Source organism: Acinetobacter haemolyticus CIP 64.3 = MTCC 9819, assembly GCF_000369065.1.
Lineage (GTDB): Bacteria > Pseudomonadota > Gammaproteobacteria > Pseudomonadales > Moraxellaceae > Acinetobacter > Acinetobacter haemolyticus.
On the sequence record NZ_KB849803.1, the window covers coordinates 244,814 to 270,572 of the forward strand.

Here is a 25,759-nt window from a genome sequence, read left to right on the forward strand (position 1 = left end):
ATCATAATGACTCGACAAGTATTTTGCCGTAAATATCAAAAAGAGCTTGAAGGTCTAGATTTCGCACCATTTCCTGGTGCGAAAGGGCAAGAGTTCTTTGAAAATGTTTCCAAACAAGCTTGGCAAGAATGGTTACAGCACCAAACTACATTGATTAATGAAAAGCGCTTAAATGTGTTTGAACCTGAAGCTAAAAAGTTTCTTGAAGAACAACGTGAGAAATTCTTTAACAATGATGAAAGCGTAGAAAAAGCTGAAGGCTGGAAGCCTGAAGAAAACTAAAGCAACGCTTTGGTTTTCTGCAAGACAAGGACGAAGTCCGCGTAGGCCACAATCAAAAAGAATCTATTGCGCAAGACGGAGAGCTATGCTCGGAGTGCAAGGATAAGCAAACTTAAAACATCGTTTTAAGGCTCTGCCCTTGCACAAGACGAGAAGCTATGCTTCGAGTTAAACAGGAAAGTAACGCTTTAGTTTTCTGTAAGACACGAAGAAGACACCTGTAAGTAACTGAAAAAGAGAGTAAATTCGCTCTCTTTTTTACGTGATATTTACATTAGCAATAAAGTCTTACAGAGCATACACACTTGTCTACATGACACAACTCCGGATCACCCTTATAGTTAATTCAGAAGGACAAAGAGACCCTTAGAGATCTCACCGAAGTATGATATTTCTCTCCCAGACTTTCCCCCGAAGTCTGGGATTTTTTTATGTATCATTTAGCTCACTAAGAAATATTCCCAGATTACGAATCCAATCGCAAAGCCAAGAAAAGCATAGAGCGTAATAATTAAAAAAACAAAACTTGCTGAGTTATTCTTTTTTAAAAAGCGCATCGCGGTCACACCTTCAAATGAGATTAATCCCATTTTGAATGACCCATCCGTTAAAATATAGACACAGAATTTTTCAAAAAACTATAACAGAAATGCCTCTACGGTCAGGTAGAGGCATCCTACAAAACTGGTAAACAATAGAGTTCAGACAGATCAAATAAAATTATTTTTGATTAACTTTTTGTTCTATTTCTTCGATACTGGTATGACGAACATCGGTCCCTTTTGCCATATAAATCACTTGTTCAGAAATATTACGTGCATGATCACCAATACGCTCCAAAGAACGTAATACCCACATTACATTCATCACTCGTGAAATATGACGTGGATCTTCAATCATATAAGTCATCAATGTCCGTGTTGCTGACTGATATTCACGATCAATATCAACATCTGCCATCACAACTTTCAAAGCTTGATCTACATCCAAACGTGCAAAAGCATCCAAGGCATCATGGATCATGACACGTACTTGATTTCCAATATGACGTGTTTCCATATAACCACGTGGAGACTCACCCTCTTCACATAGGTTTTGAGCAATACGTGCGATTTTTGCAGCCTCATCCCCAATACGCTCCAAGTCAGTATTGGCCTTACTCATTGCGATGACCATACGCAAATCAATCGCAGCTGGGTGACGACGTGCCAAAATCAAGGTTAGACCTTCATCAATATCACGCTCAAGCTGATTGACAGTATTGTCTTTAAACTGAACGTCAATCGCGAGATTGGCATCCGTATCTAATAAAGAATGGATGGCATTGGCTACCTGTTGCTCTACCAAGCCCCCCATGCTCATAAATTTGGTATGTACATCTTGTAAGTCTTCATTAAATTGTGAAGAAATATGATGACTTAACACAGGATTACTTGGACTCACAGAATGCCTCCATTAGACACATGGAAAATGATGCATGATTAAAACATAACAATGATGAAGTTTTTATGACAGTCATCTTATTTCCGATTAACCAACTCGGATATTTCAAACATAACATAGAAGTTAGAAAAATTGTGCAATTCTGATCGTTCCAGCCAACAGACACGATCAGAATCATGCTAAGCTAAATGCTGCTTGACGGAGCGCAGTTAATCAACTGCTGAGATCATAATAATCACATGATTTAAATATGAGTACCGTTGAACCTGATCAGGTTAACACCTGCGTAGGAATCAAGCCCAGCAAAAACCTAGCTCAGTTTTATCCACGTTTTGAAGGATAAATCCGCCATTGTTTTTGGTCGTGCTTGATTCGTTAATGCCATAACATAAGGATCATGCCATGAACCAATTAACGAATCTTTCTCCAGCTGATATCTCTGCTCAACATGAGCAAGATGCTAAAGATTTAACTCGTATTTTACCTGCATCCAAAAAAGTTTATGTCCAAGGTTCTCGCCCAGACATTCAAGTTCCATTTCGTGAAATCAGCTTAACAGAAACACCCACTGGCTTAGGCGGTGAATACAATCCCCAAATCATGGTATATGACACATCTGGGGTCTATACTGATCCAAATGTACAAATTGATTTAAACAAAGGTTTACCTTCGATTCGCCAAAAATGGATTGAAGAACGTAACGATACTGATGTTTTAACGGGTCTGAGCTCTGAGTTTGGTCAAGCACGTTTAAAAGATATTCGTACTGCTGAAATTCGTTTCGCTCACATCCAAAATCCACGTCGTGCACAAGCAGGTAAAAATGTCACGCAAATGCATTATGCCAAACAAGGCATTATTACGCCTGAAATGGAATATATTGCAATTCGTGAAAACCAACGCCAACGTGAAGATGTTGATATGCGTCAACATCCAGGCCAAAACTTTGGGGCACAAAATTTAAGAGAAATTACCCCTGAATTTGTACGCCAAGAAGTTGCAGCAGGACGCGCCATTATTCCGGCCAACATTAACCATCCCGAATGTGAACCCATGATTATTGGTCGCAATTTTTTAGTAAAAATTAATGCCAATATTGGGAACTCTGCACTCGGTTCATCGATTGATGAAGAAGTTGCAAAAATGACATGGGCAACTCGTTGGGGTGCCGACACCATTATGGACTTATCAACAGGCAAAAATATCCATGAAACGCGTGAGTGGATTATCCGCAACTCCCCTGTTCCAATTGGTACTGTTCCAATTTATCAAGCCTTAGAAAAGGTCGATGGCGTTGCCGAAGATTTGACGTGGGAAATCTTTAAGGACACTTTGATTGAACAAGCCGAGCAAGGCGTCGATTATTTCACTATCCATGCAGGTGTATTACTTCGTTATGTTCCAATGACGGCGAATCGCTTAACAGGAATCGTCTCTCGTGGCGGCTCAATTATGGCGCAATGGTGTTTGGCTCACCATGAAGAAAACTTCTTATACACGCATTTTGATGAAATTTGTGAAATCATGAAAGCATATGATGTGTCATTCAGCTTAGGTGATGGTTTACGTCCAGGCTGTATTCAGGATGCCAACGATGAAGCACAATTTAGTGAACTGAAAACCTTGGGAGAGCTCACCCACCGCGCTTGGGAACATGACGTACAAGTGATGATCGAAGGGCCAGGGCATGTGCCAATGCACATGATCAAAGAAAATATGGATCTACAACTTGAAGTCTGCAAAGAAGCGCCCTTCTATACGCTTGGACCGCTGACCACAGATATTGCTCCAGGTTATGACCACATTACGTCTGCAATTGGTGCAGCAATGATTGGCTGGTATGGTACAGCGATGTTGTGCTATGTGACACCGAAAGAGCACTTGGGCTTACCGAATAAAAAAGATGTTAAAGATGGAATTATTACCTATAAAATTGCAGCACATGCAGCAGACTTAGCCAAAGGTCATCCAGGTGCGCAAGTCCGTGATAATGCCCTCTCTAAAGCACGTTTTGAATTCCGTTGGGATGATCAGTTCAATCTTAGCCTAGATCCTGATACTGCACGCAGTATGCATGATGAAACACTACCAAAAGAGGCACACAAATCAGCACACTTCTGTTCAATGTGTGGCCCTAAGTTCTGCTCGATGAAAATCACGCAAAATGTGCGAGATTATGCGCAAAATCAACGCAATGCCAAACAATCAAATGATGCCGACACAGAAGTTGAAGCAGGTCTCAATGCGATGAAAACCGCTTATCAGGAACATGGTCAAAAATTGTACCACAAAGTGTAAATCAACTAAAAAAAGATTTGCCTGCGAAACATTCTCGGTTAGGATGAGATATGTACAATCTCATCCTGATTGAAGATGAATATTCTTGACCACGCCAGCTATTCAGCCTCCGACGTTACGATAGAATCTCGAACGTTTTTATATCGAGGATTCATTCAAGTAGAGAAAGTGAGCCTCAAACATCGATTATTTCATCGATTAGAGTACTCACCTGTCATTCAACGAGAATTAATTCATCGACCTGAAGCTGCTGGCGTTTTACTATACAATGACGCACAACAACGCTTCGCTCTGATCGAGCAATTTCGAATTGGTGCGATCAACGATACGGTATCTGCATGGCAACTTGAAGTCATAGCAGGCGTACTTGATGGCGATGAATCTCCGGAGTGCTGTATTCGTCGAGAAGCATTAGAAGAATCTGGATGTGACATCACAACATTAAAACATTTATTTAGCTTCTACCCGTCTGCAGGAGCTTGCTCTGAACTTTTTCATTTATATGTAGCAGAAGTTGAATTACCTAAGGATGGGGGTGTTTTTGGGGTAGCGGATGAAGGTGAGAACATTCAACTTCATTTATTTGATTACTCCCAATTAAACATACTATTAAATAACGGGCGGTTGAGAAATGCACCTGTAATCATGGCATTACAATGGCTTGCTCAACATATACAACAACGATAACAAGTCTGAGGGGCTAAACACGGTGACCTACCAAGTCTCAACCTCATCACAACAAGATTTTGTGATGATACAGATTACTGATACACATTTATTGGAGTATCCGCATTTAGAGTTCGTTGGTATGCAACCCGAACAAAGCTTTCATGCAGTAATTGACTTGATGCGTCAACAACATCCTCAAATCGATCTGATCGTGCATACGGGTGATTTGGCACAAACACCAACACCTGTAACATACAATCGCTATATCCAGCATATGCAAAGTTTGGAAATTCCTTTTTTCCACACACCAGGCAATCATGATGACGTCGCACATTTTCCTTTTCACGAAGTAGATCAAACACAACTTACCGTGATTGAACTTGGGAAATGGGTCATTATTTTATTAAATAGCGCACAACCCCAGCGTATTGATGGAAGAATAACCGAATCACAGCTAAAGCAACTTCACACATTATTATCAAAACTACATGATCGTTATGTGATTCTTGCCTGTCATCACCATCCATTTGCTATGCAATCTGCATGGATCGATCAACATAAACTAAAAAATGCCTCTGATTTATTGGAAACCGTTAAACCCTTTTCCAATATCAAAGCCATCGTTTGTGGACATGTTCATCAAGATGCAATTCATCAGTGGCAAGGGATTGAATTTTTATCAACGCCATCAACATGCATTCAATTTAAACCAAAAAGTGAAAAATTTGCATTGGATGAAGAACATCCAGGTTATCGTTATATTTGCCTTAAAGCCAATGGTGAGTTGGAAACACAAGTATACCGCTTAAAAACCTCTGAACGCATGAGCAGCTCTGAGGTATTGGGTTATGATTAACTGTGGTTTGTTAAACTTTTGATTACAAATCACATCGATGATTTCTCACCAAATCTAGACATGAATGACTACCATCTTGCGAAAAAACTCTATATGATGACGACCCCTGATGGAAAAAACCATCGCAGGTTTCTATAAAAACACTTGCATAGCACCATATTTTTTGCGTATAGATAGTACGTGTAAGATGAGGAATGCCCTTTATGGCGAATGACAACCAAAATCAAGTCTTGGATGAACAAACCGAAGTGATTGATGAGCAAAAAGCGCCTGTAAAACGTGTGCGTAAAACCAAAGCCAAGGCTGCGGAAGGTGGAACCACTGCAAGTTTATTTGGTATCGCACCTTATCAGCCAAAGAAAAATGAAGAATACATGTCTGATGGGCAACTTGAGCATTTCCGCCAAATTTTAGATGCGTGGAAAGCTGAGTTAATGTCTGAAGTTGATCGTACCTTGAATACCATGCAAGATGAATCAACAGCATTACCTGATGTCAATGACCGAGCAACACAAGAAGAAGAGTTTGCCATCGAATTACGTACACGTGATCGTGAACGTAAACTGATTCGCAAGATCGAACAATCTCTTGAAGCAATTCAAGCGGGTGATTATGGATTCTGTGAAACTTGTGGTATCGAAATTGGTTTACGCCGCTTAGAAGCGCGCCCAACTGCGACCCAATGTATTGACTGCAAAACTTTGGCTGAAATCAAAGAAAAGCAAAACAACGGATAATTGTGACTGTTGAGAATGCTCTAGCCGAGCACAGCTCGGCTCTTGCGAATCAGCGAAACGATGTTTCGCTGATTCGCTACTCAGGTCGATTTGCCCCATCCCCTACTGGTCCTTTACATTTTGGATCTTTGCTCACCGCAGTCGCGAGTTACTGTGATGCTAAAGCCAATCAGGGGACATGGTTGGTTCGGATTGAAGATACTGACATTCCTCGCATCTATCCAAATAGCGAAGCGCATATTCTTGCTTGTATCGATGCCTTCCAGTTCCAACCTGACGCCGAGATAATATTTCAAAAAGATCGTTTAGCGTACTATGAACAGGTTTTGGAACAACTCAAAACAACTCACGCGATTTATGCATGTCAGTGCACACGGAAAATTCTCGGCTCGAACCATATTTATGCAGGTACATGTCGAGAGCTTAACTTAGATTTTTCCCAACAAGCTATTCGCCTAAAAGTCTCTGATCAACGCATCTGTTTTGAAGACCGCCTACAAGGCCAACAATGCTCCAACCTTCAACATGATTTAGGCGATTTCATATTAAAACGCCGTGATGGCATTATTAGCTATCAATTCGCTGTTGTCGTTGATGATTTTTTACAAGGGATTACCCATGTTGTTCGAGGCGCAGATTTACTAGATAACACAGCACGACAAATCTGGTTAGCTTCGGTGCTGAATTATCCTGTTTTGCAGTATATGCATCTGCCATTAGCAATGAATGATCAAGGCCAAAAACTATCAAAGCAGAATATGGCTCAACCGCTTGAACTTTCAAAAGCGCCTGAATTATTACAACATGCCATTTTGGCACTCGGTCAGCCCCATGTCGATCTCGACCAACCTAACGTTATGCTTAAGCAAGCGATACAACAATGGGATGTGAGTCTCATCCCACAAGGCATTTATCTTTCTGGTGTATATCAATAAATAATAAAAAAGCCCTTATTCGCATTAAGGGCTTTCTAGTTTCAATCCTAGCTCAGAACAACTAGAAGTTCGACTCTTCTTTGACAGGATTATGCTCTTGAGTCGAGGCATCAATTTTTAGAATCAAACTAATCATCGCTGCACACATCATTAAAGATGTCCCACCATAACTAATGAACGGCAATGTCAAACCTTTGGTTGGCATAAGGCCCATATTCATACCTGCATTAACCAAAATTTGCAGTAAGAAAATAATGCTAATTCCATAAACCAAATAACCCGCACGTAGGTAGTTATGCTGTAATGCACGGTGTCCAATTTTGATACAGCATGCAAGCATGGTGAATGACAAAATCATCACTGAGGTTACACCAACAAAACCAAACTCCTCACCCAATACCGCCAACATAAAATCCGTATGTGCTTCAGGTAAATAAGACAGTTTTTGCACACTATGTCCTAAACCCGTTCCAAACCATTCCCCACGCCCAAAAGCCATCAAAGCATTAGACAACTGATATCCAACACCCAAAGGATCAGCCCAAGGGTTAGTAAATGAAATCAATCGCTGAAAACGGAACGGTTCGAAGATAATCAACGCACTGATGCCAGCGAGAATCGCACCCAACATGATTAAAAACTGGGTCGCTGGTGCGCCTGCCAAAAAGAAGACACCCACCATCATCAAGACAATCACCACCGTTGCCCCCAAATCAGGTTCCGCAACGATGAATCCTACCGTTAACGCCATCACACCACTTAGACGTAGCAGTCCTTTCCAATGTGTACGTACTTCTTTAGCACGGCGAACCACATAATCTGCCGTAAAAATTGCCATAACAATTTTGGCAATCTCCGTTGGTTGTATAGTAAAACCGCCGACCTTGATCCAGCGATGCGCACCATTGACCTCTGTACCAATCACCAAAACCGCTAGCAATAATAAAATCGTGATCAACCACAATAAAAAGGCATTCTTAAACCATAGATTGAGCGATATTCGATACGTTAGAAAAGCCACGATACCAGCCACACAAATAGAAATGCCGTGACGGATTAGAAAGTAAAATGGATTTTCATGAATATACTCTGCATAAGGCATCGAAGCAGATGCCACCATCACTGAACCAAAGCACAATAAACAAATCACGCAAAAAATAAGAATATTTCGCGCCGTCATTTCTGCTGGAAGTTTTGGTAAACGACTCAATAATTGCGAAATTTTTTGCGCCGTGTTTTGGGCTAAATCCGCCATAATTCTATTCCTAATTTTTATTACCATTCAAGGCATGCACACATGCCACGAATTGATGACCACGGTCATTATAACTTTTAAACATATCAAAACTTGCACATGCAGGTGAAAGCAAAACCACATCTTCAGCTTGTGTTGCCTGATGGGCAATATCGACCGCCTGCTTCAAGCTACTCGCATGCTGAATCTGGGTTGTATTGTGTAGGGCTTGCTCAATCATGGCAGCATCCTCACCGATCAAAATAACAGTTTTAACGTATTTCTGTATCGCATTGCGCAAAGGCTTAAAATCCTGCCCTTTACCCTGACCACCTAAAATCAGTGCCAATTTGCCATGTTTTGCTTCGATTGCAGCACCCAGTCCCTCTATTGCCGCGAGTGTTGCGCCAACATTGGTGCCTTTAGAATCATTGTAGTAACGCACCTGATCAACCGTCTGTACATATTCACAACGATGCTCTAACCCTTTAAATTGTTGTAATGTTTCCAACATCGATTGCGTTGGTAAACCAATCGCCTCACCTAACGCCAAACATGCCAAGGCATTTGCAACATTGTGCATTCCTTGAATATACAAATCTGAGGTTTTGATTAAACGTTCACGACCACGGGCTAGCCACATGCTCCCATCAGCTTCACGAAGTACACCATATTGATTCATGTCAGGTGCATTTAAACCAAAACTCTGCATCGGTGTGACATCAGGAACGAGTGGACGACTTAAACTGTCATCACGGTTATATACCACCTTTTTCACACCTTGGAAGATACGATGTTTTGCTTTATGGTAGCCGAGCATATCGCCATGACGATCTAGATGATCCTCACTCATATTCAGCAACACGGCCACTTCCGCATTCAAATGTGAGGTCGTTTCTAACTGAAAGCTAGATAACTCCAACACAATGAGTTCAGGCTGATCTTTGAGTAAATCTAATGCTGGACGACCTAAATTACCACCTACAGCCACTTTTTTTCCTGCATCCTTTGCCATCAAGCCAAATAAAGTTGTAACTGTACTTTTGGCATTAGATCCAGTAATTGCAACAATTGGAACATCTGTTGCACGACGTAATAATTGGATATCACTGATAACGGGAATACCCTTTTCAAGTGCTTGTTGGATCTCTGGTAGTTGGGGTGCCAATCCTGGACTTAAAATAATTTCTTCGGCTTGTAGCAATAGATCCAGATCTAGCTTTCCAAAGCTTTTTTTAATGTTTTCAGGAATTTGATCATGTCCGGGCGGTGTTGCTCGAGAGTCCGTGACTGCAACTTGGTAGCCTTGTTCATGCAGAAAGTTTACTGCTGATACGCCTGAAATACCCAAGCCAGCCACAACTTTTAATCCACCACGTTGTATTAACATTTTTGCCCCATTTGTTACGGATCACGGAATGGCAAAAATGTTAGCACTTTACTGTTTTAAATGCTTTTTCAGTTTTAGTTTTATTCACTCTTTTTTGTGTCAGTGCGTAAAAGCTCAACACATTAAAGTTGCAAAAAAATTGCCCATATCTTGATATGGGCAATCCTTATTTTTTAACGCCATTTGACAGTTTGTATTGGCGCTGCCTTTTTACTGTCTGCTTCATCAGTTGAACAACCACAACCTCCACCACAGCCGGCAACCATCTTAGGTTTTAACCATGTTGCTAAACGTTGCCAACCCAAACGTTGGCACAAGTTTGATAAAGCATTAAACGCTGAATTTGCTGTTTGAGGAAACACTTTCTTAAATACAACGATAGTGCTCCACAGTACCAATACAGCGACAATCAGGTATTCAAACATAAGGCACTCCAATCAACCCCAAATGCGAGATGCAATTTGATAGGTAAAGAAAGACATCAAATAAGCCAACCCAAACAGATAAGCGGTCATTACACCCACATGTTTCCAAGAACCTGTTTCACGGCGTACAGTTGCTAGAGTGGCTAAGCAATGTGGAGCATAGATAAACCAAACCAATAACGATAATCCTGTTGCAAGTGACCAACCTGATCCATCGGCACTAATTAAATTCGCCAGACCATCGGCAATCGCATCATCATCCACACCAGACAATGCATATACCGTTCCCAAGGCAGCAACCACAACTTCACGTGCCGCCATTGCAGGAATCAATGCAACGACGATTTGCCAGTTAAAGCCAAGTGGAGCAAAAATTGGTTGTAACAAATGCCCAATCATTCCCGCAAAACTATAATCAATTGCAGCACGCGTTGCGTCCTCAGGTGCTTGAGGGAAAGTACATAAGAACCACAATAAAATCGAAAGAGCGAAAATAATTCCACCCACACGCTTTAAGAAAATTTTAGCGCGATCTAACAGACCGATCGCCACACTTTTGAAGTTAGGAATTCGATAACTTGGTAGCTCTAACAATAATGCATGTTGCGACTTATCTTTTTGCAAAAATTTTGTCACAAAGGCAACGCATAAAGCACTAATGATCCCTGCCATATATAAACCAAATAACACCAAACCTTGCAGGTTAAAAATCCCCCACACGGTTTGACTTGGGATAAAGGCAGCAATCAATAGTGCATACACAGGTAAACGCGCTGAACAAGTCATCAATGGCGCAACCATAATCGTGGTAAAACGATCACGTGGATCACTAATACTACGTGTCGCCATAATGCCTGGCACTGCACAAGCAAAGCTAGACAATAACGGAATAAACGCACGCCCACTCAAACCAGCTTTAAACATTAACTTATCAAGTAAAAACGCTGCGCGAGGTAAATAACCCGATTCTTCCAATACTAAAATAAAGAAAAACAGAATCAGAATTTGTGGCAAGAAAACTAGAACACTCCCTGCCCCAGCAATAATCCCATCAACCACTAAACTATTGAGCAAAGGTTGACTAATATGATCACCTAAAATCTCTCCGGCCCAAGCAAAAAACTCTTCAATCCCATCCATGAATGGTGCGGCCCAAGCAAAAACTGCTTGGAAAACCACAAACATCATGACTGCTAAGCTCAACAAACCAAGCACTGGATGTAGGAAAATTTTGTCGAGGAAATTGGTGCGCTGATCTTCCTGATCAACAAACTTAACCACATCGTTAAAAATCACTTCGATCTTTTGATGATGATCGCCCGTCAAACCGCTCAATTCAGTTTTTGGAATGCTGTAGTTACCTTGATCAAGGGCATGCAATAGATTTTCGACACCTGCACGGCGAACAGCAACAGTTTCCACCACAGGAACACCCAAACGTTCCGATAGTTTTTGTGTATTGATTTGAATGCCACGACGACGCGCTTCATCCATCATATTCAATATCACTAAAACAGGACGTCCAAGCTCGATCACTTCTAAGACCAAACCCAGATGCAATTTTAAGTTAGTCGCATCTACAACACATAAGAAAGCATCTTGATGACCTTCTTCTGCAATTTTACCTTGGCAAACATCACGGGTAATTTCTTCATCTGGGCTAGTTGCTTTTAAGCTATAAGTGCCCGGCAAATCTAGCACTCGAACATTCTTCCCAGAAGGAAGTTGAAAATGCCCAACCTTACGCTCAACTGTCACTCCCGCGTAGTTGGCAACTTTTTGACGTGTTCCTGTTAAATGGTTGAATAATGAAGTTTTACCACAGTTCGGATTTCCCACAAGGGCAACACGTAACGCATCACTCATGCAGGTGCTCCTTCAAGTTGAATTTCTATTTTATCGGCTTCAGCTTTACGCAATGCAAATCGCGTAAAACCTATCTGGATCAGGATCGGGTCACCACCAAAAATACCTTTGGTAATCACCTGTACTTGTGTACCTGGCACAAAGCCTAGACTCTCTAAACGAACAGCTACAAGGTCTGTCTGTTCCGTATCATCGACTAAGCGATTAACTTTGGTAATCATCGCTGTTTGCTTGACTTTTAATGCTGATAAACGCACCACATTTCACCATAAACCGTTTTCACCAAGTATACAGACAAATGAGAATAATTACCAAAAGCAATCTCAATGGCATTTAGCCAATGCACAGATCGACAATATGTTTTTTTTCTTTTACAGTGCCAACAGAGAACCTCAATTTATTCAATTATGTTAAATAAAAAACCACGTATTCCTACTGCCGTTTCTATCCCAGAAAATTTAAGTTTTTTGCAGGGTTTTCGTGATTATTTAGTTGCACAAACTGTAAGCCCTCATACACGTAATGCTTATTTATCTGATTTGATTCAATGCAGCGAGTTACATCGAACAGTTTCACTACCGCAGTGGTCTAGTGAGGATATCGGTGATGTTTTAATTGAGTTAACCAAAGCAGGGAAAAGTCCTCGCTCAATCGCACGCTGCCTATCTGCCCTACGCCAATTTTATAAATTCTTACGCGAGCAAAAACTAAGAGAAGATAACCCTGTTGCCTCACACCACTCACCTAAAATTGGTCGTGCATTACCCAAAGATCTATCTGAACAAGATGTTGAGGCCTTAATCAATGCACCAGATATCAGTACAACGCTAGGCTTACGTGATCGTGCAATGTTTGAAGTTCTCTATGCTTGTGGATTACGTGTATCAGAATTACTCAATCTACGTTTAGAGTTGATCAACTTAAAACAAGGGTTTGTGCGTATTACAGGCAAAGGCAATAAAGAACGTCTCGTTCCACTAGGGCAATATGCCTGTGATTGGATCGAAAAATATTTAGCAGAATCTCGCCCTCAGTTATATAAGAGCAATACGGATTATTTGTTTTTAACTCAGCATGGCGGAATTATGAGCCGCCAAAATTTTTGGTATGCAATTAAACGTTATGCGCTGCAAGCCAATATTCAAGCAGAGCTCTCCCCCCATACCTTACGACATGCATTTGCGACACATTTACTCAATCATGGGGCTGACTTACGTGTCGTTCAAATGCTACTCGGACACAGTGATCTTTCTACCACTCAGATTTATACCCATGTTGCTCAGCATCGAATGCAAGCCTTGCATCATCAATATCATCCGAGAGGTTAATATGTCTGTTGCTTAACACTAAAAATAAACTGCAACATATTCACAGACACGATGCAAGATTTAACGATGTTATTGCATTTTTTTGATATGCTTGAGCGAGTTTATAAATACAGTATGAAAAAAAGGTTCTTTATGGTGTTTACTCGGTCTAGATTAGTACTGGCTTGTACATTGGCATCAACATTAATATTAGGTGCTTGCTCAAAAGATAACGCGACCCCAAAACAAGATACGCTGACAGCAAGTACGCCAGCAACGGGCGAGGCTTCAACATTAAATGAACGTAATGCACAACAACGACTAATCTCGACTTTAGACAAACATTTCAAAGCTGCCAAAATTAACGCTAAAATCATCGCCGTACAAAAAACCGAAGTCCCTAATTTGTTTTGGGTCAATCTTGATGGCATGGGCTCTGTCTATGCAACGAGTGATGGTCAATACATTATCCAAGGTGATGTTATTCGCTTAGGTGATAAACAATTGCACAATGTCGGCGATGCATTGCAAGCTGTAGAAAATAAAAAGCATCTCGCAACCTTAAAAACCGAAGATTTGATTGTCTATCCAGCCAAAAGCGGAAAAGCCAAACATATCGTCTACGTTTTCACCGATTCAAGCTGCCCTTACTGCCATCGCTTACATGAACAAATTCCGGAAATCACAGCCAAAGGCATCGAAGTCCGCTATATCGCATGGCCACGTGGTGAACAATTCATGCCGACCATGCAAGCCATTTGGTGTAGCACTGATCGCAAAGCAGCGTTTGAGCAAGCAATCCAAGATCAACCCGTTGCCTCAGCCGAGTGTAAAAACCCTGTCCGAGATCAATATCAGTTGGGACTTAGTATGGGCGTAAATGGCACACCAGCGATTTATAACGTTGAAGGTGAGTACTTAGGTGGTTATATGACGGCTGATGAAATCGTTCAGCGTTTAAACAAATAACCAATGCTTCTAGCATTCAAAAATTGAACGACTTGGGCGACAGATTAAAGATGATCTTAGCCCTAGTGTCTGCGCATTTTTTTAGCTATGATCAAGCTTCATTAAAATGATTGAATAAAATGGAGTGTGACGTGAAACCAGTTCGTCTGGCGATACTCGGTCTTGGTACTGTTGGTGGTGGTGCCCTTAAACTACTACAAGAAAATGCTGCTGAAATTAAACGCCGTACCGGTCGAGAAATTCAAATTACACACGTAGGCACTCGCCGTCCACGTCCAGATCTACAACTAGAAGGAATTCAGCAAAGCGATGACCTGATGGCAATCGTACGCCAACCTGATGTGGATGTCGTTGTTGAAGTAATGGGTGGAATTCATCCTGCTTATGAACTCATCATGGAAGCGATCAAACATGGTAAGCAGGTAGTAACAGCGAACAAAGCATTACTTGCAGAACATGGCAATGAACTGTTTAAAGCGGCTGAAGACAATGCCGTACAAATCGCCTATGAAGCTGCTGTTGCAGGTGGTATCCCAATTATTAAAGTGATTCGTGAAGGTCTCGCAGCGAACCATATCGAATGGCTGGCAGGAATTATTAACGGCACAGGTAACTTTATTCTCACAGAAATGCGTGAGAAAGGTCGTGCCTTTGCGGATGTCCTTGCTGAAGCCCAACAACTTGGTTATGCAGAAGCAGATCCAACCTTTGATGTCGAGGGCATCGATGCAGCACATAAGCTTACTATCTTAGCGTCTTGTGCATTTGGTATCCCACTTCAGTTTGACAAGGTGTATACCGAAGGTATCAGCAAAATTACGGCACAAGATGTCAAGTATGCCGAAGAGCTTGGTTTCCGTATCAAACATTTGGGAATTGCACGTCGCGCTGAAAAAGGTATTGAGTTACGCGTACACCCAACTCTAATTCCTGCAGAAGAACTGATTGCTAACGTCAATGGCGTTAAAAATGCTGTTTTGGTTCAAGCCAATGCTGTCGGTCCAACCTTGTATTATGGTGCGGGTGCGGGCGCAGGGCCTACAGCTTCTGCTGTAGTTGCAGATGTCATTGATATTGTACGTGATATTTCTTACACAGAAGATGGCGCTGGAACAATTCCACAACTTGCATTTGAAGCACTCACCGATATGCCGATTCTCAGTCGTGAAGAAATGACGACTGGATATTACATTCGTTTGAATGCCGAAGATCAAACAGGTGTCTTGGCTGATGTTACGGCGATCTTAAGTCGTGCAGGGATTAGTATTGATGCTATCATGCAACAGTCTCGTCTTAAAGATCTCATCCCAATTGTGATTTTAACCGATCCAATTGTTGAATCAAAAATGGATGAAGCACTTGCACAAATTCAAGCTTTGCCTGCAATTCATGGCGAAATTGTGAGAATTCGTTTAGAATCGCTCGATAGTTAATCAGGTTGAGGGAAAATGCCTTCCCTCACCCCGCTCTACCTCATATTGGAACACCATCATGTCGAATGCCAATCGTTATACTGGTCTTGTTGATCGTTATCGTGACCGTTTACCTGTGTCTGCAACTACACGTGCTATTTCTCTAGGTGAAGGAAACACGCCTCTAATTAAATTAGAGAATATTCCACGTCTGATTGGCAAAAACGTAGAAATTTATGTGAAGTACGAAGGGCTTAACCCAACGGGTTCATTTAAAGATCGTGGTATGACGATGGCGGTGACCAAAGCAGTCGAAGAAGGTTCAAAAGCAATTATCTGTGCTTCTACCGGAAATACTTCAGCCGCAGCTGCAGCCTATGCAGCACGTGCAGGAATCAAGGCTTTTGTTTTAATCCCTGAAGGCAAGATTGCAATGGGGAAAATGGCACAGGCCATGATGTACGGCGCGATTACTATGCAAATTCGTGGTAATTTCGATGATGGTATGCGTCTTGTAAAAGAAGTAGCAGATCAAGCACCTGTAACGATTGTGAATTCAATCAATCCATACCGCTTACAAGGTCAAAAAACCATTGCTTATGAAATCGTTGAAGCTTTAGGTCGCGCACCTGATTACCACTGCTTGCCAGTAGGTAACGCAGGTAATATCACTGCACACTGGATGGGTTATACAGAAGCTGTCGCAAACCAACCGGCTGATCAGTTTGAACAAGTGATCTATGATGCTGCAACAGATCAATTTACTGGTCCAAAACCAGAAGGCTTACCAACGATGGTCGGTTATCAAGCATCAGGTGCTGCACCATTCCTTCGTGGTGCGCCAGTTGAAAGCCCTGAAACAGTTGCAACAGCAATCCGTATTGGTAATCCACAAAGCTGGAACCATGCTAAGGCTGTCGTACGTGACTCTAAAGGCTGGTTTGATGAACTTCAAGACAGCGAGATCTTAGAAGCTCAGCGCTTGCTTTCTATGTATGAAGGTGTATTTGTTGAGCCAGCTTCAGCAGCTTCTATTGGTGGTGCGATTCGCGATATCAAAGCAGGTAAAATTGCTGAAGGTTCTGTGATCGTATGCACAGTGACAGGTAATGGTCTAAAAGATCCTGACACAGCAATCAAGCAGTGTGCTGATGCCGTTATGTTGTCAATCGATGCAACAATGGATCAAGTTAAAGACTCTATCCTTTCAAATATGTAAAATAGAGTTGATAAAAAAACCAGTTGCCTGCAACTGGTTTTTTTATACGTTGAAAAAGCTTAAACGCGTTTTGGTAGAGTATTTAACCAGGTCAATAAGTTAGTTGCATCGCTATTACGTGCTTGAGTACTTGGTGCACCCAATAGCACCACAACTGCAGGGCGCGAATTGACTGTAGTATGCATCACGACACAACGTCCAGCTTCGTTGATGTAACCTGTTTTAGAAAGGTTAATATTCCATCCACCATTACGAACTAAAGCATTGGTGTTATTTGATTTCAATACACGATAACCTAAATTGAAATCATAGGTCGGTGTGGTTGAGAATTGACGAATCAAACCATACTGTGAAGCTGCACTGACTAAAATGCCCAAGTCACGTGCCGAAGAAACATTGCCTGGATGCAAACCCGTAGACTCAATAAAATGTGTCGCAGTCATACCCAGTTGTTTAGCTTTACTGTTCATTGCTGCGTAGAAAGCCGTACGCCCACCTGGGTATGTACGAGCTAATGCAGCTGCTGCTGGATTTTCAGATTTCATCAAAGCAAACAACAAAAGTTCAGCGCGATTCATACTATCGCCAGCACGTAGTGTAGAACTAGAGTTCTTGCCACCCGCCCCTGCAAAATCGATCTGTTGCAAAGTCACTTCTTCAGACATATTTAAACGAGCATCTGCGGTGACAACAGCAGTCATCACTTTAGTAATCGAAGCAATAGGTAGCGCTGTGTTGGTATTTTTACTAAATAATACTTCACCTGTTTGAGCATCCATCACCAATGCCGCACGTGCATTGACTGAAGGTTGACTACTATAGCCCACCGTGTCACGGATCTGCACGCTTTGTTGAGGTGAGGTCGAAGAGGTAATCGTCGCTGAACCACCACTACGTAACGTTGTGGTCACCGAGGTCGAACCTACTGGGCTCAAATCTAATGGCTCATCATCATTCATCAATTGACTGGCGTCATTCGCCGACCAGCTCATTGAGGCTGAACCATTATTACCCGAAATTGCTGAATTATTATTGACCACTAACTCAGCAAAACTTGTTGAACTCCACGCCAACAAGATTGACATGCCTAATACATGCATGACAGATTTTTTAGCATTTTTCACGACACAATACTCAACTCAAGGTGCTGCACATTTGCGCTTACTATCATTATGCCTTACATTTGAGCATATTGGGTAAAGCTTTTATAGACACAATTGTGTACAACTATTCTCTAAAAATGAAGAATAGCATTGCTAATTTTGTCATTTCATTGCAAGCTAATTTTGCTTTATGTAACAAAAAACCAATTTTTTGATAAAAAGGAGGTCTTCTTGATCACTGTTCTCGTTGTTGATGATCATGAACTCGTACGCACTGGTATTTGTCGTATGTTAGAAGACCACCCCGATGTTGAGGTTGTAGGACAAGCTGAGTCTGGCGAAGAAGCAATTGCTTTAGTCCGTCAGAAACATCCTCAAGTTGTTCTGCTCGATGTCAACATGCCGGGTATTGGTGGTGTTGAAACCACAAGACGTTTGTTACAAACCGCACCTGATACCAAAGTAATTGCGGTGAGCGGTTTGGCTGAAGAACCCTATCCATCATTACTTTTAAAAGCGGGTGCAAAAGGCTATATCACCAAAGGCGCACCGATTGCTGAAATGGTTCGAGCCATTAATAAAGTCATGCTCGGTGGTAAATATTTCAGTGCTGATATTGCTGAACAGCTTGCCAGCTCATATTTATCTGATACACAACAATCTCCTTTTGATGCATTGTCTGAACGTGAGATGCAAGTGGCAATGATGGTTGTAAACTGTATAAGTGCTCAAGAGATTGCTGATAAACTTTTTGTTAGTGTAAAAACCGTAAATACCTACCGTTATCGTATTTTTGAGAAATTGGCAATTGACAGTGATGTCAAACTGACCCATCTTGCGATTCGTTATGGACTGATCAAACCTTAAAACCGTTGTGAATTGCCTATGTTGGGAAAAGTTGCATCTTCGGTGTCACAAACCATTTACCAGCTTGGGATGTGGTATAGCGGATATCGCCTCATTATTTCCGTTTGCCTATTGCTCATTTTCTTGTTAACTGCTGAGCAACTGACCACCAATTATCTTTACCCAACATTGTATTCTTATACGCTGATTGTCTATATTGCATTAAATGTCAGTCAGCTTTTATTTCTTAAATTATTTCCGGCTCACGTGAATAAACAGCTGATTGCGATCTTTCTCGTCGATGTCATCTGTTTAAGTACCATTACCTTTGCAACAGGTGGGCCAAACTTACAGCTCAGTTTGCTTTATGTCATTATTATTTTTGCCTCGGCAATTTTATTGAATGCTCAGCTTTCTCTAGTAGTAACGCTGCTCGCTGTTATCATGATTGTGTATCAGCGTTTTCTGGGAAATTTATTTGACTACAACAATTTAAACCATCTCAGTAATAGCCTGCTGTTGGTATTTTTATTCTTGGTGGTATATGCCATAGGGCGTATTGCAGTACAGCGTTTTTAAATTTTAGAAGCCCTTACTTTTCATCAATCCATTGAAATTCATCAACTCCAAAATATTAACCGTTATATCTTGGAGCAAATTGAGGATGGATATCTAGTTTTAGATGAAAGTAATCATATTGTTTTAACCAATCCTGCTGCCAATACATTATTAGGCATTCATTTACCTGTTTCCCATGAAAAAACGCCCTTAATCAAATGGCAACCCGATCTATTTGAACTGATCAAATTCAGTGACCTAGAAGATGGTGAAGAGTTCACTTTTGAGTCACAACAAAGTTTGTATACCGTACATGTACGTGTCAAACATTTGGTCGTACCTGAACAAGCATTAGTTTTATTAATTCTCAAAGATGCTCAGAAATTAACTCAGCGTGTACAACAACTTAAACTCGCAGCGCTCGGACAACTTTCTGCCAGTATTGCACATGAAATTCGCAATCCTTTAGCCGCGATTGTGCAAGCCAATGAGCTGTTTAATGAAAGCGATGCGCATCAACAACAAATGCTCACTCGTATGATTCGTAAACAAGCAAAACGTATCGATCGGATTGTAGAAGATACTTTGGCAATGGCACGCAATAAACCGACTGAACCACAAAATATTCATCTTATGGAGTTCTTTGAAAGTTTATTTGAAGAGGATCTAGTCGATGTCAAACACATGATCCAATTAGAGCTTTCAGAGAATATTCAAATCTTATTTGATGACAAACAGTTGCGCCAAGTGCTGATCAATTTGGTGAGAAATGCATTAAGACACAACGCATCGGATATACCTTATATCGAAATTAAAGTACACGCTGAAGAGACTAAAGTTCGAATTGATGTTATCGATTTTGGTTTAGGGGTAGCAAAAAGAGACCTTTCTCAACTGTTTAAACCATTTTTTAGTACCGAAATCAAAGGAACTGGTTTAGGATTGTATTTGTCTCATAGTTTCTGTGAGGCGAATCATGCAAAGCTCACTTATGTAGAGCGACAACAAGGAGCATGCTTCAGGATTGAATGCTCAATAATTAATTGATTAGATTAGGTTTTTCGGGGAAATGGCAACTAAACAACCACTCGTCTTGCTCGTAGACGACGAAGAGGACTTGTGTCTTCTCATGCAAATGACACTTGCGCGTATGGGAATTAAGACACATTTGGCTTATCGTGTAGAGCAAGCAAAAAAATTCTTTACTGAATTTCAATATGATGCATGTTTAACTGATTTAAATCTTCCAGACGGCAACGGTTTAGATCTCGTCCAACATGTCACCCAAAATTACCCAAATACTCCGATCGCTGTGCTGACAGCCTATGGCAATATGGACATTGCGATTGCAGCATTAAAAGCTGGGGCATTTGACTTCGTTAGCAAACCAGTCAACCAAGTGCATTTGGATCAATTGATTCAAAAAGCATTGAATCGACCACGACCTGAGCAAGAAGCGGCTGAAACAGCCCTAGAAAATAAACTACTGATCGGACGTTCTGCGCCAATTCAACAACTGCGCATTGCATTAAAGAAAATCGCGCGATCACAAGCGCCTGTCTTTATCACCGGGGAGTCGGGAACTGGAAAAGAAGTTGTTGCCAACTTGGTTCACCGCTTAAGTAATCGTAGTGAAGGGCCTTTTATTGCCATAAACTGCGGTGCAATTCCAACAGAACTGATGGAAAGCGAGCTTTTCGGGCACAAAAAAGGCAGTTTCACTGGGGCGACCCAAGATAAACAAGGTTTAATTTTATCAGCACATGGCGGTAGTTTATTTCTCGATGAAATCGCTGAACTGCCACTCAACATGCAAGTAAAATTATTGCGTGCAGTGCAAGAAAAGAAAATCCGCCCTGTAGGCTCAGACCAAGAAATTGATGTCGATTTCCGTGTGATTAGTGCCAGTCACCAAGATCTTGAGCTACTGGTTCAGCAAGGACGATTCCGACAGGATTTATTTTTCCGTATCCACGTTATGGATATTGTACTCCCACCATTACGTGAACGTGGACAGGACATCCTGTTATTAGCGAATCATTTTATCCAAAGAATTTGCCAAGAATGGGAACTGCCTGCCAAGACGTTATCGTCTCGTGCAGAGCAATTTTTATTACAACAATATTTTCCTGGTAATGTGCGCGAACTACGCAATATTATTGAACGTGCAATCACGCTCAGCGATGATGAAACGATTGATTTAGCGCACTTACAAACAGCGCCATTACGCAGTCCAATTTCAATGCCATCAGCGCCATCTTATAGCCAAGAAGAAGTTGAGCAGCCACAATACACCAGCCCAAGCACAAGTTCGAAAAAACTTCCACCTGAAGGTTTAGAGCGTTATTTAGAAAATATTGAAAAAGAAGTGCTACTTAATGCATTAAATCTAACCCATTGGAATCGAACGCTCGCCGCGAAGAAACTCGGAATGACCTTCCGTTCCTTGCGTTATCGTTTGAAAAAATTCGGATTAGATACTGAAGAAGATGACACCTAACTAAAAAAACCTCGATCTATGGATCGAGGTTTTTTTAGTTCTAAAGTCTGCTTTTTAGCACTAAATCTGAAATATGATCGTAAGCATCCGGCTAACACAGCCTTACCAAGCGATCCTATAAGCCTTAATTTAGTTCCCACCTAAAAACAAGTGGGGACTTAATCCATGAACATGGATATATATTCAGCAACACCTCCTGTTGCTAAAAAACGCCGAAAATACAGCAAAGAATTCAAACTCAGTATTGTCAATGCCTGCAAAAATCCTAATACCTCGATCGCTTCGGTCGCACTGCAACATAGTATTAATGCCAACCTTGTCAGTCGTTGGATCAGGATCTTCAGCCATCATGAGGGTGCCGTGCAGGATCCTACTCATGTGAATCCAGCATTTATTGCTTTGCCTTACACTGCTGCAATCAGCCAACCTATTGATGAGAGGATCACGTTGTGTATCACCGTGCCTCATACGAATAATGATATTCAGCTAAAATGGCAGACATCAGAAATACCTGCCTTGGCAGAATTACTCAAGGCACTTGCAACATGATCCGCATTGATGAAATCTGGTTGTCTACTCAGCCCATGGACATGCGTGCAGGTATGGATACGACCATGGCTCAGGTGGTGAGAGCCTTTGGCTACATCAAACCGCATTGTGCTTACCTGTTCTGTAATAAACGTGGCCATCGCATGAAAGTGCTGGTACATGATGGATTGGGCATCTGGCTGTGTGCCCGGCGGCTGGAACAGGGCAAATTTCACTGGGCTCAAGTTCACCAAGGTGAAACCGTGGCCCTCAGCCCGGAACAGTTACAGGCACTGATCCAAGGTTTGCCCTGGCAGCGCATTGGACGACAGCAGGTGGTGACGATGCTTTAAACCAGGCTCGACCATTCTGCTATTCTCCAAACGTTCTATTTCATTCTTCTCATGACCTCAGGCATACTGCGGTCATGAATACGCTGCCTGACTTAAGCCAACTGACCCATGAACAACTGCTGGAATTCACCAGGCAGTTGGCGCTGCAGCATCAGTCTCTAGCACAATCAAACCAACAATTGGATGCCAAAGTTCAACATCTTTCTATTCTCAATCAAAAATACGAGCATGAACTGGCGCTGTTTAAAAAGCACAAATTCGCCCAAAAGAATGAACACTTAACGGCAAAACAAATCCATCTGTGGGATGAAGCGGTTGAAGAAGATATTGCCGCGGTTGATCTAGAACTGGAACGGCTAAATGCAGATAAAACCAATGCAGCGACACAGAAAGCCAAAACCAATAAACCTAAACGTCGACCACTGCCAGATCATCTACACACCATCCGTATTGAGCATGAACCTGCATCAACCCAATGTGCTTGTGGCTGCCAACTCCGTCGTATCGGCGAAGATGTCAGTGAAAAACTGCATTTCAGACCGGCACAGTTCTATAAGGAACAGCATGTGCGTGGTAAATGGGTCTGTGATCAGTGTGACACTCTAACTCAGCAAGCGATGCCCGCCTATGTGATTGATAAAGGCATTGCTTCACCTGAATTGCTCAGCCATGTGCTGGTATCGAAGTATGCCGATCATTTGCCGCTGTACCGTCAACGCCTGATCTATCAGCGGGCGGGCATCGAACTTTCCAGATCCACTTTATCTGACTGGATAGGTCGCTGCGGTGTAGAACTGGAACCTCTGGCCAATGCCTTAAAAGAGGTGGTGCTGCAACAGCGGGTGCTGCATGCAGATGAAACACCGGTCACCATCATGCGGATGGGTGAGAATAATAAAAAACCGAAGAAAGGTTATGTCTGGGCCTATGCCACCACACAGTATAATCCAGTTCAGGCGGTGATCTATGACTTTCAGGATAGTCGTTCAGGCCAGCATGCTGAAGAGTTCTTGAAAGGCTGGCAGGGCTATCTAGTCTGTGATGATTACAGTGGTTATAAAGCACGTTTTAAATCAGGCCAGGTGATTGAGGTGGGGTGCATGGCCCATGCACGTCGTAAATTCCATGAACTGCATGTAACTGGGAAAAGTCAGGTTGCTGAACAGGCCTTAGTGCTGATTCAGAAACTGTATGCGATAGAAGCAGAACTCAGGAAAAAGACCGATGGTACAGCGGAAGACCGCCGCGAATACCGACAACAGCATAGTCAACCAGTGATGCAACAACTATATGAATGGCTCAACCAACATCATCTGACAGTGCCATCGAGTTCTCCCACCGCCAAGGCTATCAATTACACTCTGAAGCGTTGGCCAGCCTTAAGCCGCTATCTGGATGATGGCAATCTACCGATATGCAACAATTGGGTAGAGAATCAGATGCGTCCCTGGGCGTTGGGACGCAAGAACTGGCTGTTTGCAGGTTCGCTGCGCAGTGGTCAGCGAGCGGCAAACATCATGACTTTAATCCAGTCAGCAAAGCTGAATGGCTTGGATCCGTATGCCTATTTAAGTGATGTGCTGAAAAGGTTACCGACACACAAAGTGACCCAAATTGAAGAATTGCTGCCGCACTGCTGGAAACCTAAATCGAATTAAAAAATAGGTATGGGATTCAGCGGACGCTTACATATGATCTAAGTAATATTCCTCTTTCATTTCTGGCTGCAAAGCATAGCTCTGATTTGGTTGAATTCCTTGCCCCTCAATCATTAAACCATTGGGGGTGTAATAATGTGAAACCGTCATTTGCAAAGCAGCGCCATTGGGTAGCGGAAATAGCTTTTGCACCACGCCCTTGCCATAACTGGTTTCCCCAACAACCCATGCACGTTTATGCTCTTTTAAGGCGGCTGCAAAAACTTCCGCTGCCGAAGCTGAACGCCGATTAATCAACACGCCTAGTTTCAGATTTTGAAACTCCTTCGATGGCAAAGCTTGAAATTGTTGACCACCTTCAGAACGACTCTTTGTGGTAACAATCAAGCCCTGATTTAAAAATAAGTCCGCAGATTCAACCGCAGCAGAAAGGAGACCACCTGGATTATTTCTTAAGTCCAAGACCACTGCTTTCAATCTTGGTGAACCAAATTCTTCAATTAGTCGCTTAATCTCATTAGCTGTATCTTGTTGAAAAACTTTAACTTTAAGCACTAGCACTTGATTAGATAGCAATACTGGCTCGATATCTGTTTCTACTTTTTTATTTCTCACCAAAATCACAGTACTTGTGGTGTTCTCTGGTAATATCTGTACTGTGCTACCAATCGAACCATACAGCAAACCTTGTACTTGATCTTGATTTAAACTTTTTAATTCTTGATTATCAATTTTAAGAATCGCCTGTCCATTTTTCAGACCTAACTTATTTGAATCCGACCCTGTTTTGAGATCTTGAACTTTCCATAATTTGCTATGCTGATCAAAACCTAGATTGAAATCAACTGAAGCTAAGTCGCCTTCCGTATATTGGATCAACTGACGATATTCTTCAGCTGACAGATAGCGTGAATAGGGATCTAAGCCACTGACTAGGCCTTTGATCGATTGCTGAAATAATGCATCATCTGATTTTTTTTCAACATAATTGTCTCGGACAATGCCATAGATCTGCACAAACTGTTGAATTGATTCTATTGGTACTTCAGCACTTCGTGATGGTGGATTCTCCCCCCATCCCGATAATGGTGCAGCAACAAGCGTATGCCCCCAACACAACAACAAACTGGCAAATACAGCGCGATAAATGTTGTTGCGTGGGGTCATTCTC

24 protein-coding genes, 1 pseudogene and 1 riboswitch are annotated in these 25,759 nt (G+C 41.9%); of the genes and pseudogenes, 16 read left to right on the forward strand and 9 right to left on the reverse strand.

The features are described 5' to 3' along the window. Positions 1-6: 6 nt before the first annotated feature. Positions 7-282, forward strand: a complete 276-nt coding sequence (locus tag F927_RS09455; protein WP_005083932.1) for an oxidative damage protection protein — start codon at positions 7-9, stop codon at positions 280-282. A 440-nt stretch (positions 283-722) separates the two neighbouring features. On the opposite strand, the gene F927_RS17360 is transcribed toward F927_RS09455, so the two are convergent. Continuing rightward, a complete protein-coding gene (locus F927_RS17360) occupies positions 723-839 on the reverse strand; it encodes a hypothetical protein (protein ID WP_100222740.1) in 117 nt (38 codons plus the stop codon). A 163-nt stretch (positions 840-1,002) separates the two neighbouring features. Further along, complete coding sequence (gene phoU, locus F927_RS09460; protein ID WP_004637615.1) at positions 1,003-1,725, reverse strand: phosphate signaling complex protein PhoU; 723 nt, start codon at positions 1,723-1,725, stop codon at positions 1,003-1,005. A gap of 189 nt (positions 1,726-1,914) precedes the next feature. After that, positions 1,915-2,035, forward strand: a riboswitch (TPP riboswitch). Positions 2,036-2,127: 92 nt separating this feature from the next. On the opposite strand from phoU, the gene thiC reads away from it, so the two are divergent. The 5 genes from thiC to gluQRS all read left to right on the forward strand — a co-directional run bounded on the left by thiC (position 2,128) and on the right by gluQRS (position 7,220). Continuing rightward, positions 2,128-4,023, forward strand: coding sequence for a phosphomethylpyrimidine synthase ThiC (gene thiC / locus F927_RS09465; protein ID WP_005083934.1), 1,896 nt, complete (start codon positions 2,128-2,130; stop codon positions 4,021-4,023). Between the two features lie 75 nt (positions 4,024-4,098). Further along, positions 4,099-4,710, forward strand: coding sequence for an NUDIX domain-containing protein (locus F927_RS09470; RefSeq protein WP_004637613.1), 612 nt, complete (start codon positions 4,099-4,101; stop codon positions 4,708-4,710). A gap of 22 nt (positions 4,711-4,732) precedes the next feature. After that, positions 4,733-5,548 (forward strand): 3',5'-cyclic-AMP phosphodiesterase, encoded by an 816-nt coding sequence (gene cpdA, locus F927_RS09475; protein ID WP_005083937.1) that lies wholly within the window; start codon positions 4,733-4,735, stop codon positions 5,546-5,548. 203 nt (positions 5,549-5,751) lie between these two features. Next, positions 5,752-6,285, forward strand: a complete 534-nt coding sequence (gene dksA, locus F927_RS09480) for an RNA polymerase-binding protein DksA (protein ID WP_005083939.1) — start codon at positions 5,752-5,754, stop codon at positions 6,283-6,285. 2 nt (positions 6,286-6,287) lie between these two features. Beyond that, on the forward strand, positions 6,288-7,220 hold the full coding sequence (gene gluQRS / locus F927_RS09485; RefSeq protein WP_005083941.1) for a tRNA glutamyl-Q(34) synthetase GluQRS: 933 nt from the start codon (positions 6,288-6,290) through the stop codon (positions 7,218-7,220). Between the two features lie 61 nt (positions 7,221-7,281). Here the strand turns inward: gluQRS and ftsW are convergent, their stop codons facing one another. From ftsW to F927_RS09510, 5 genes are all read right to left on the reverse strand, one after another. Continuing rightward, positions 7,282-8,475, reverse strand: a complete 1,194-nt coding sequence (gene ftsW / locus F927_RS09490; protein WP_005083943.1) for a putative lipid II flippase FtsW — start codon at positions 8,473-8,475, stop codon at positions 7,282-7,284. A gap of 10 nt (positions 8,476-8,485) precedes the next feature. Then, the gene (murD, locus tag F927_RS09495) at positions 8,486-9,844 is read right to left on the reverse strand and encodes a UDP-N-acetylmuramoyl-L-alanine--D-glutamate ligase (protein WP_005083945.1); all 1,359 of its coding nucleotides are present in this window, start codon (positions 9,842-9,844) and stop codon (positions 8,486-8,488) included. Positions 9,845-10,017: 173 nt separating this feature from the next. Beyond that, complete coding sequence (locus F927_RS09500) at positions 10,018-10,269, reverse strand: DUF6587 family protein (RefSeq protein ID WP_005083948.1); 252 nt, start codon at positions 10,267-10,269, stop codon at positions 10,018-10,020. 12 nt (positions 10,270-10,281) lie between these two features. Beyond that, a complete protein-coding gene (gene feoB / locus F927_RS09505; RefSeq protein ID WP_005083950.1) occupies positions 10,282-12,135 on the reverse strand; it encodes a ferrous iron transporter B in 1,854 nt (617 codons plus the stop codon). Next, positions 12,132-12,392 carry a FeoA family protein gene (locus F927_RS09510; RefSeq protein ID WP_017394530.1) on the reverse strand — a complete coding sequence of 87 codons (261 nt, stop codon included), beginning with the start codon at positions 12,390-12,392 and terminating at the stop codon, positions 12,132-12,134. The genes feoB and F927_RS09510 overlap by 4 nt, the downstream gene beginning before the upstream one ends. A gap of 150 nt (positions 12,393-12,542) precedes the next feature. Between F927_RS09510 and xerD the strand changes: the two genes are divergently transcribed. The 4 genes from xerD to thrC all read left to right on the forward strand — a co-directional run bounded on the left by xerD (position 12,543) and on the right by thrC (position 17,042). After that, a complete protein-coding gene (xerD, locus tag F927_RS09515) occupies positions 12,543-13,463 on the forward strand; it encodes a site-specific tyrosine recombinase XerD (protein ID WP_020846365.1) in 921 nt (306 codons plus the stop codon). A 132-nt stretch (positions 13,464-13,595) separates the two neighbouring features. Then, positions 13,596-14,411 (forward strand): DsbC family protein, encoded by an 816-nt coding sequence (locus F927_RS09520; protein ID WP_026057273.1) that lies wholly within the window; start codon positions 13,596-13,598, stop codon positions 14,409-14,411. Positions 14,412-14,542: 131 nt separating this feature from the next. Then, a complete protein-coding gene (locus F927_RS09525; protein WP_005083958.1) occupies positions 14,543-15,844 on the forward strand; it encodes a homoserine dehydrogenase in 1,302 nt (433 codons plus the stop codon). A 58-nt stretch (positions 15,845-15,902) separates the two neighbouring features. Then, on the forward strand, positions 15,903-17,042 hold the full coding sequence (gene thrC, locus F927_RS09530) for a threonine synthase (protein ID WP_004637599.1): 1,140 nt from the start codon (positions 15,903-15,905) through the stop codon (positions 17,040-17,042). 59 nt (positions 17,043-17,101) lie between these two features. Here the strand turns inward: thrC and pbpG are convergent, their stop codons facing one another. Next, entirely contained in the window at positions 17,102-18,166 is a 1,065-nt protein-coding gene (gene pbpG / locus F927_RS09535) for a D-alanyl-D-alanine endopeptidase PBP7/8 (RefSeq protein ID WP_004637598.1), read from the reverse strand. Positions 18,167-18,376: 210 nt separating this feature from the next. On the opposite strand from pbpG, the gene gacA reads away from it, so the two are divergent. From gacA to F927_RS09565, 6 genes and pseudogenes are all read left to right on the forward strand, one after another. Further along, the gene (gene gacA / locus F927_RS09540) at positions 18,377-19,012 is read left to right on the forward strand and encodes a response regulator transcription factor GacA (RefSeq protein WP_005083960.1); all 636 of its coding nucleotides are present in this window, start codon (positions 18,377-18,379) and stop codon (positions 19,010-19,012) included. 18 nt (positions 19,013-19,030) lie between these two features. Continuing rightward, positions 19,031-20,596 (forward strand): annotated as a pseudogene (locus F927_RS09545) (sensor histidine kinase). A 22-nt stretch (positions 20,597-20,618) separates the two neighbouring features. Next, positions 20,619-22,049 (forward strand): sigma-54-dependent transcriptional regulator, encoded by a 1,431-nt coding sequence (locus F927_RS09550; RefSeq protein ID WP_005083966.1) that lies wholly within the window; start codon positions 20,619-20,621, stop codon positions 22,047-22,049. Positions 22,050-22,214: 165 nt separating this feature from the next. Then, positions 22,215-22,598, forward strand: coding sequence for a transposase (locus F927_RS09555; RefSeq protein ID WP_001055585.1), 384 nt, complete (start codon positions 22,215-22,217; stop codon positions 22,596-22,598). Next, a complete protein-coding gene (gene tnpB / locus F927_RS09560; protein ID WP_000618091.1) occupies positions 22,595-22,930 on the forward strand; it encodes an IS66 family insertion sequence element accessory protein TnpB in 336 nt (111 codons plus the stop codon). Before F927_RS09555 ends, tnpB begins: the two co-directional genes overlap by 4 nt. A gap of 74 nt (positions 22,931-23,004) precedes the next feature. Beyond that, on the forward strand, positions 23,005-24,588 hold the full coding sequence (locus F927_RS09565; protein WP_005080579.1) for an IS66-like element ISAba25 family transposase: 1,584 nt from the start codon (positions 23,005-23,007) through the stop codon (positions 24,586-24,588). A 27-nt stretch (positions 24,589-24,615) separates the two neighbouring features. Here the strand turns inward: F927_RS09565 and F927_RS09570 are convergent, their stop codons facing one another. Further along, positions 24,616-25,755 carry a S41 family peptidase gene (locus tag F927_RS09570; protein ID WP_005083969.1) on the reverse strand — a complete coding sequence of 380 codons (1,140 nt, stop codon included), beginning with the start codon at positions 25,753-25,755 and terminating at the stop codon, positions 24,616-24,618. Between the last annotated feature and the right edge of the window lie 4 nt (positions 25,756-25,759).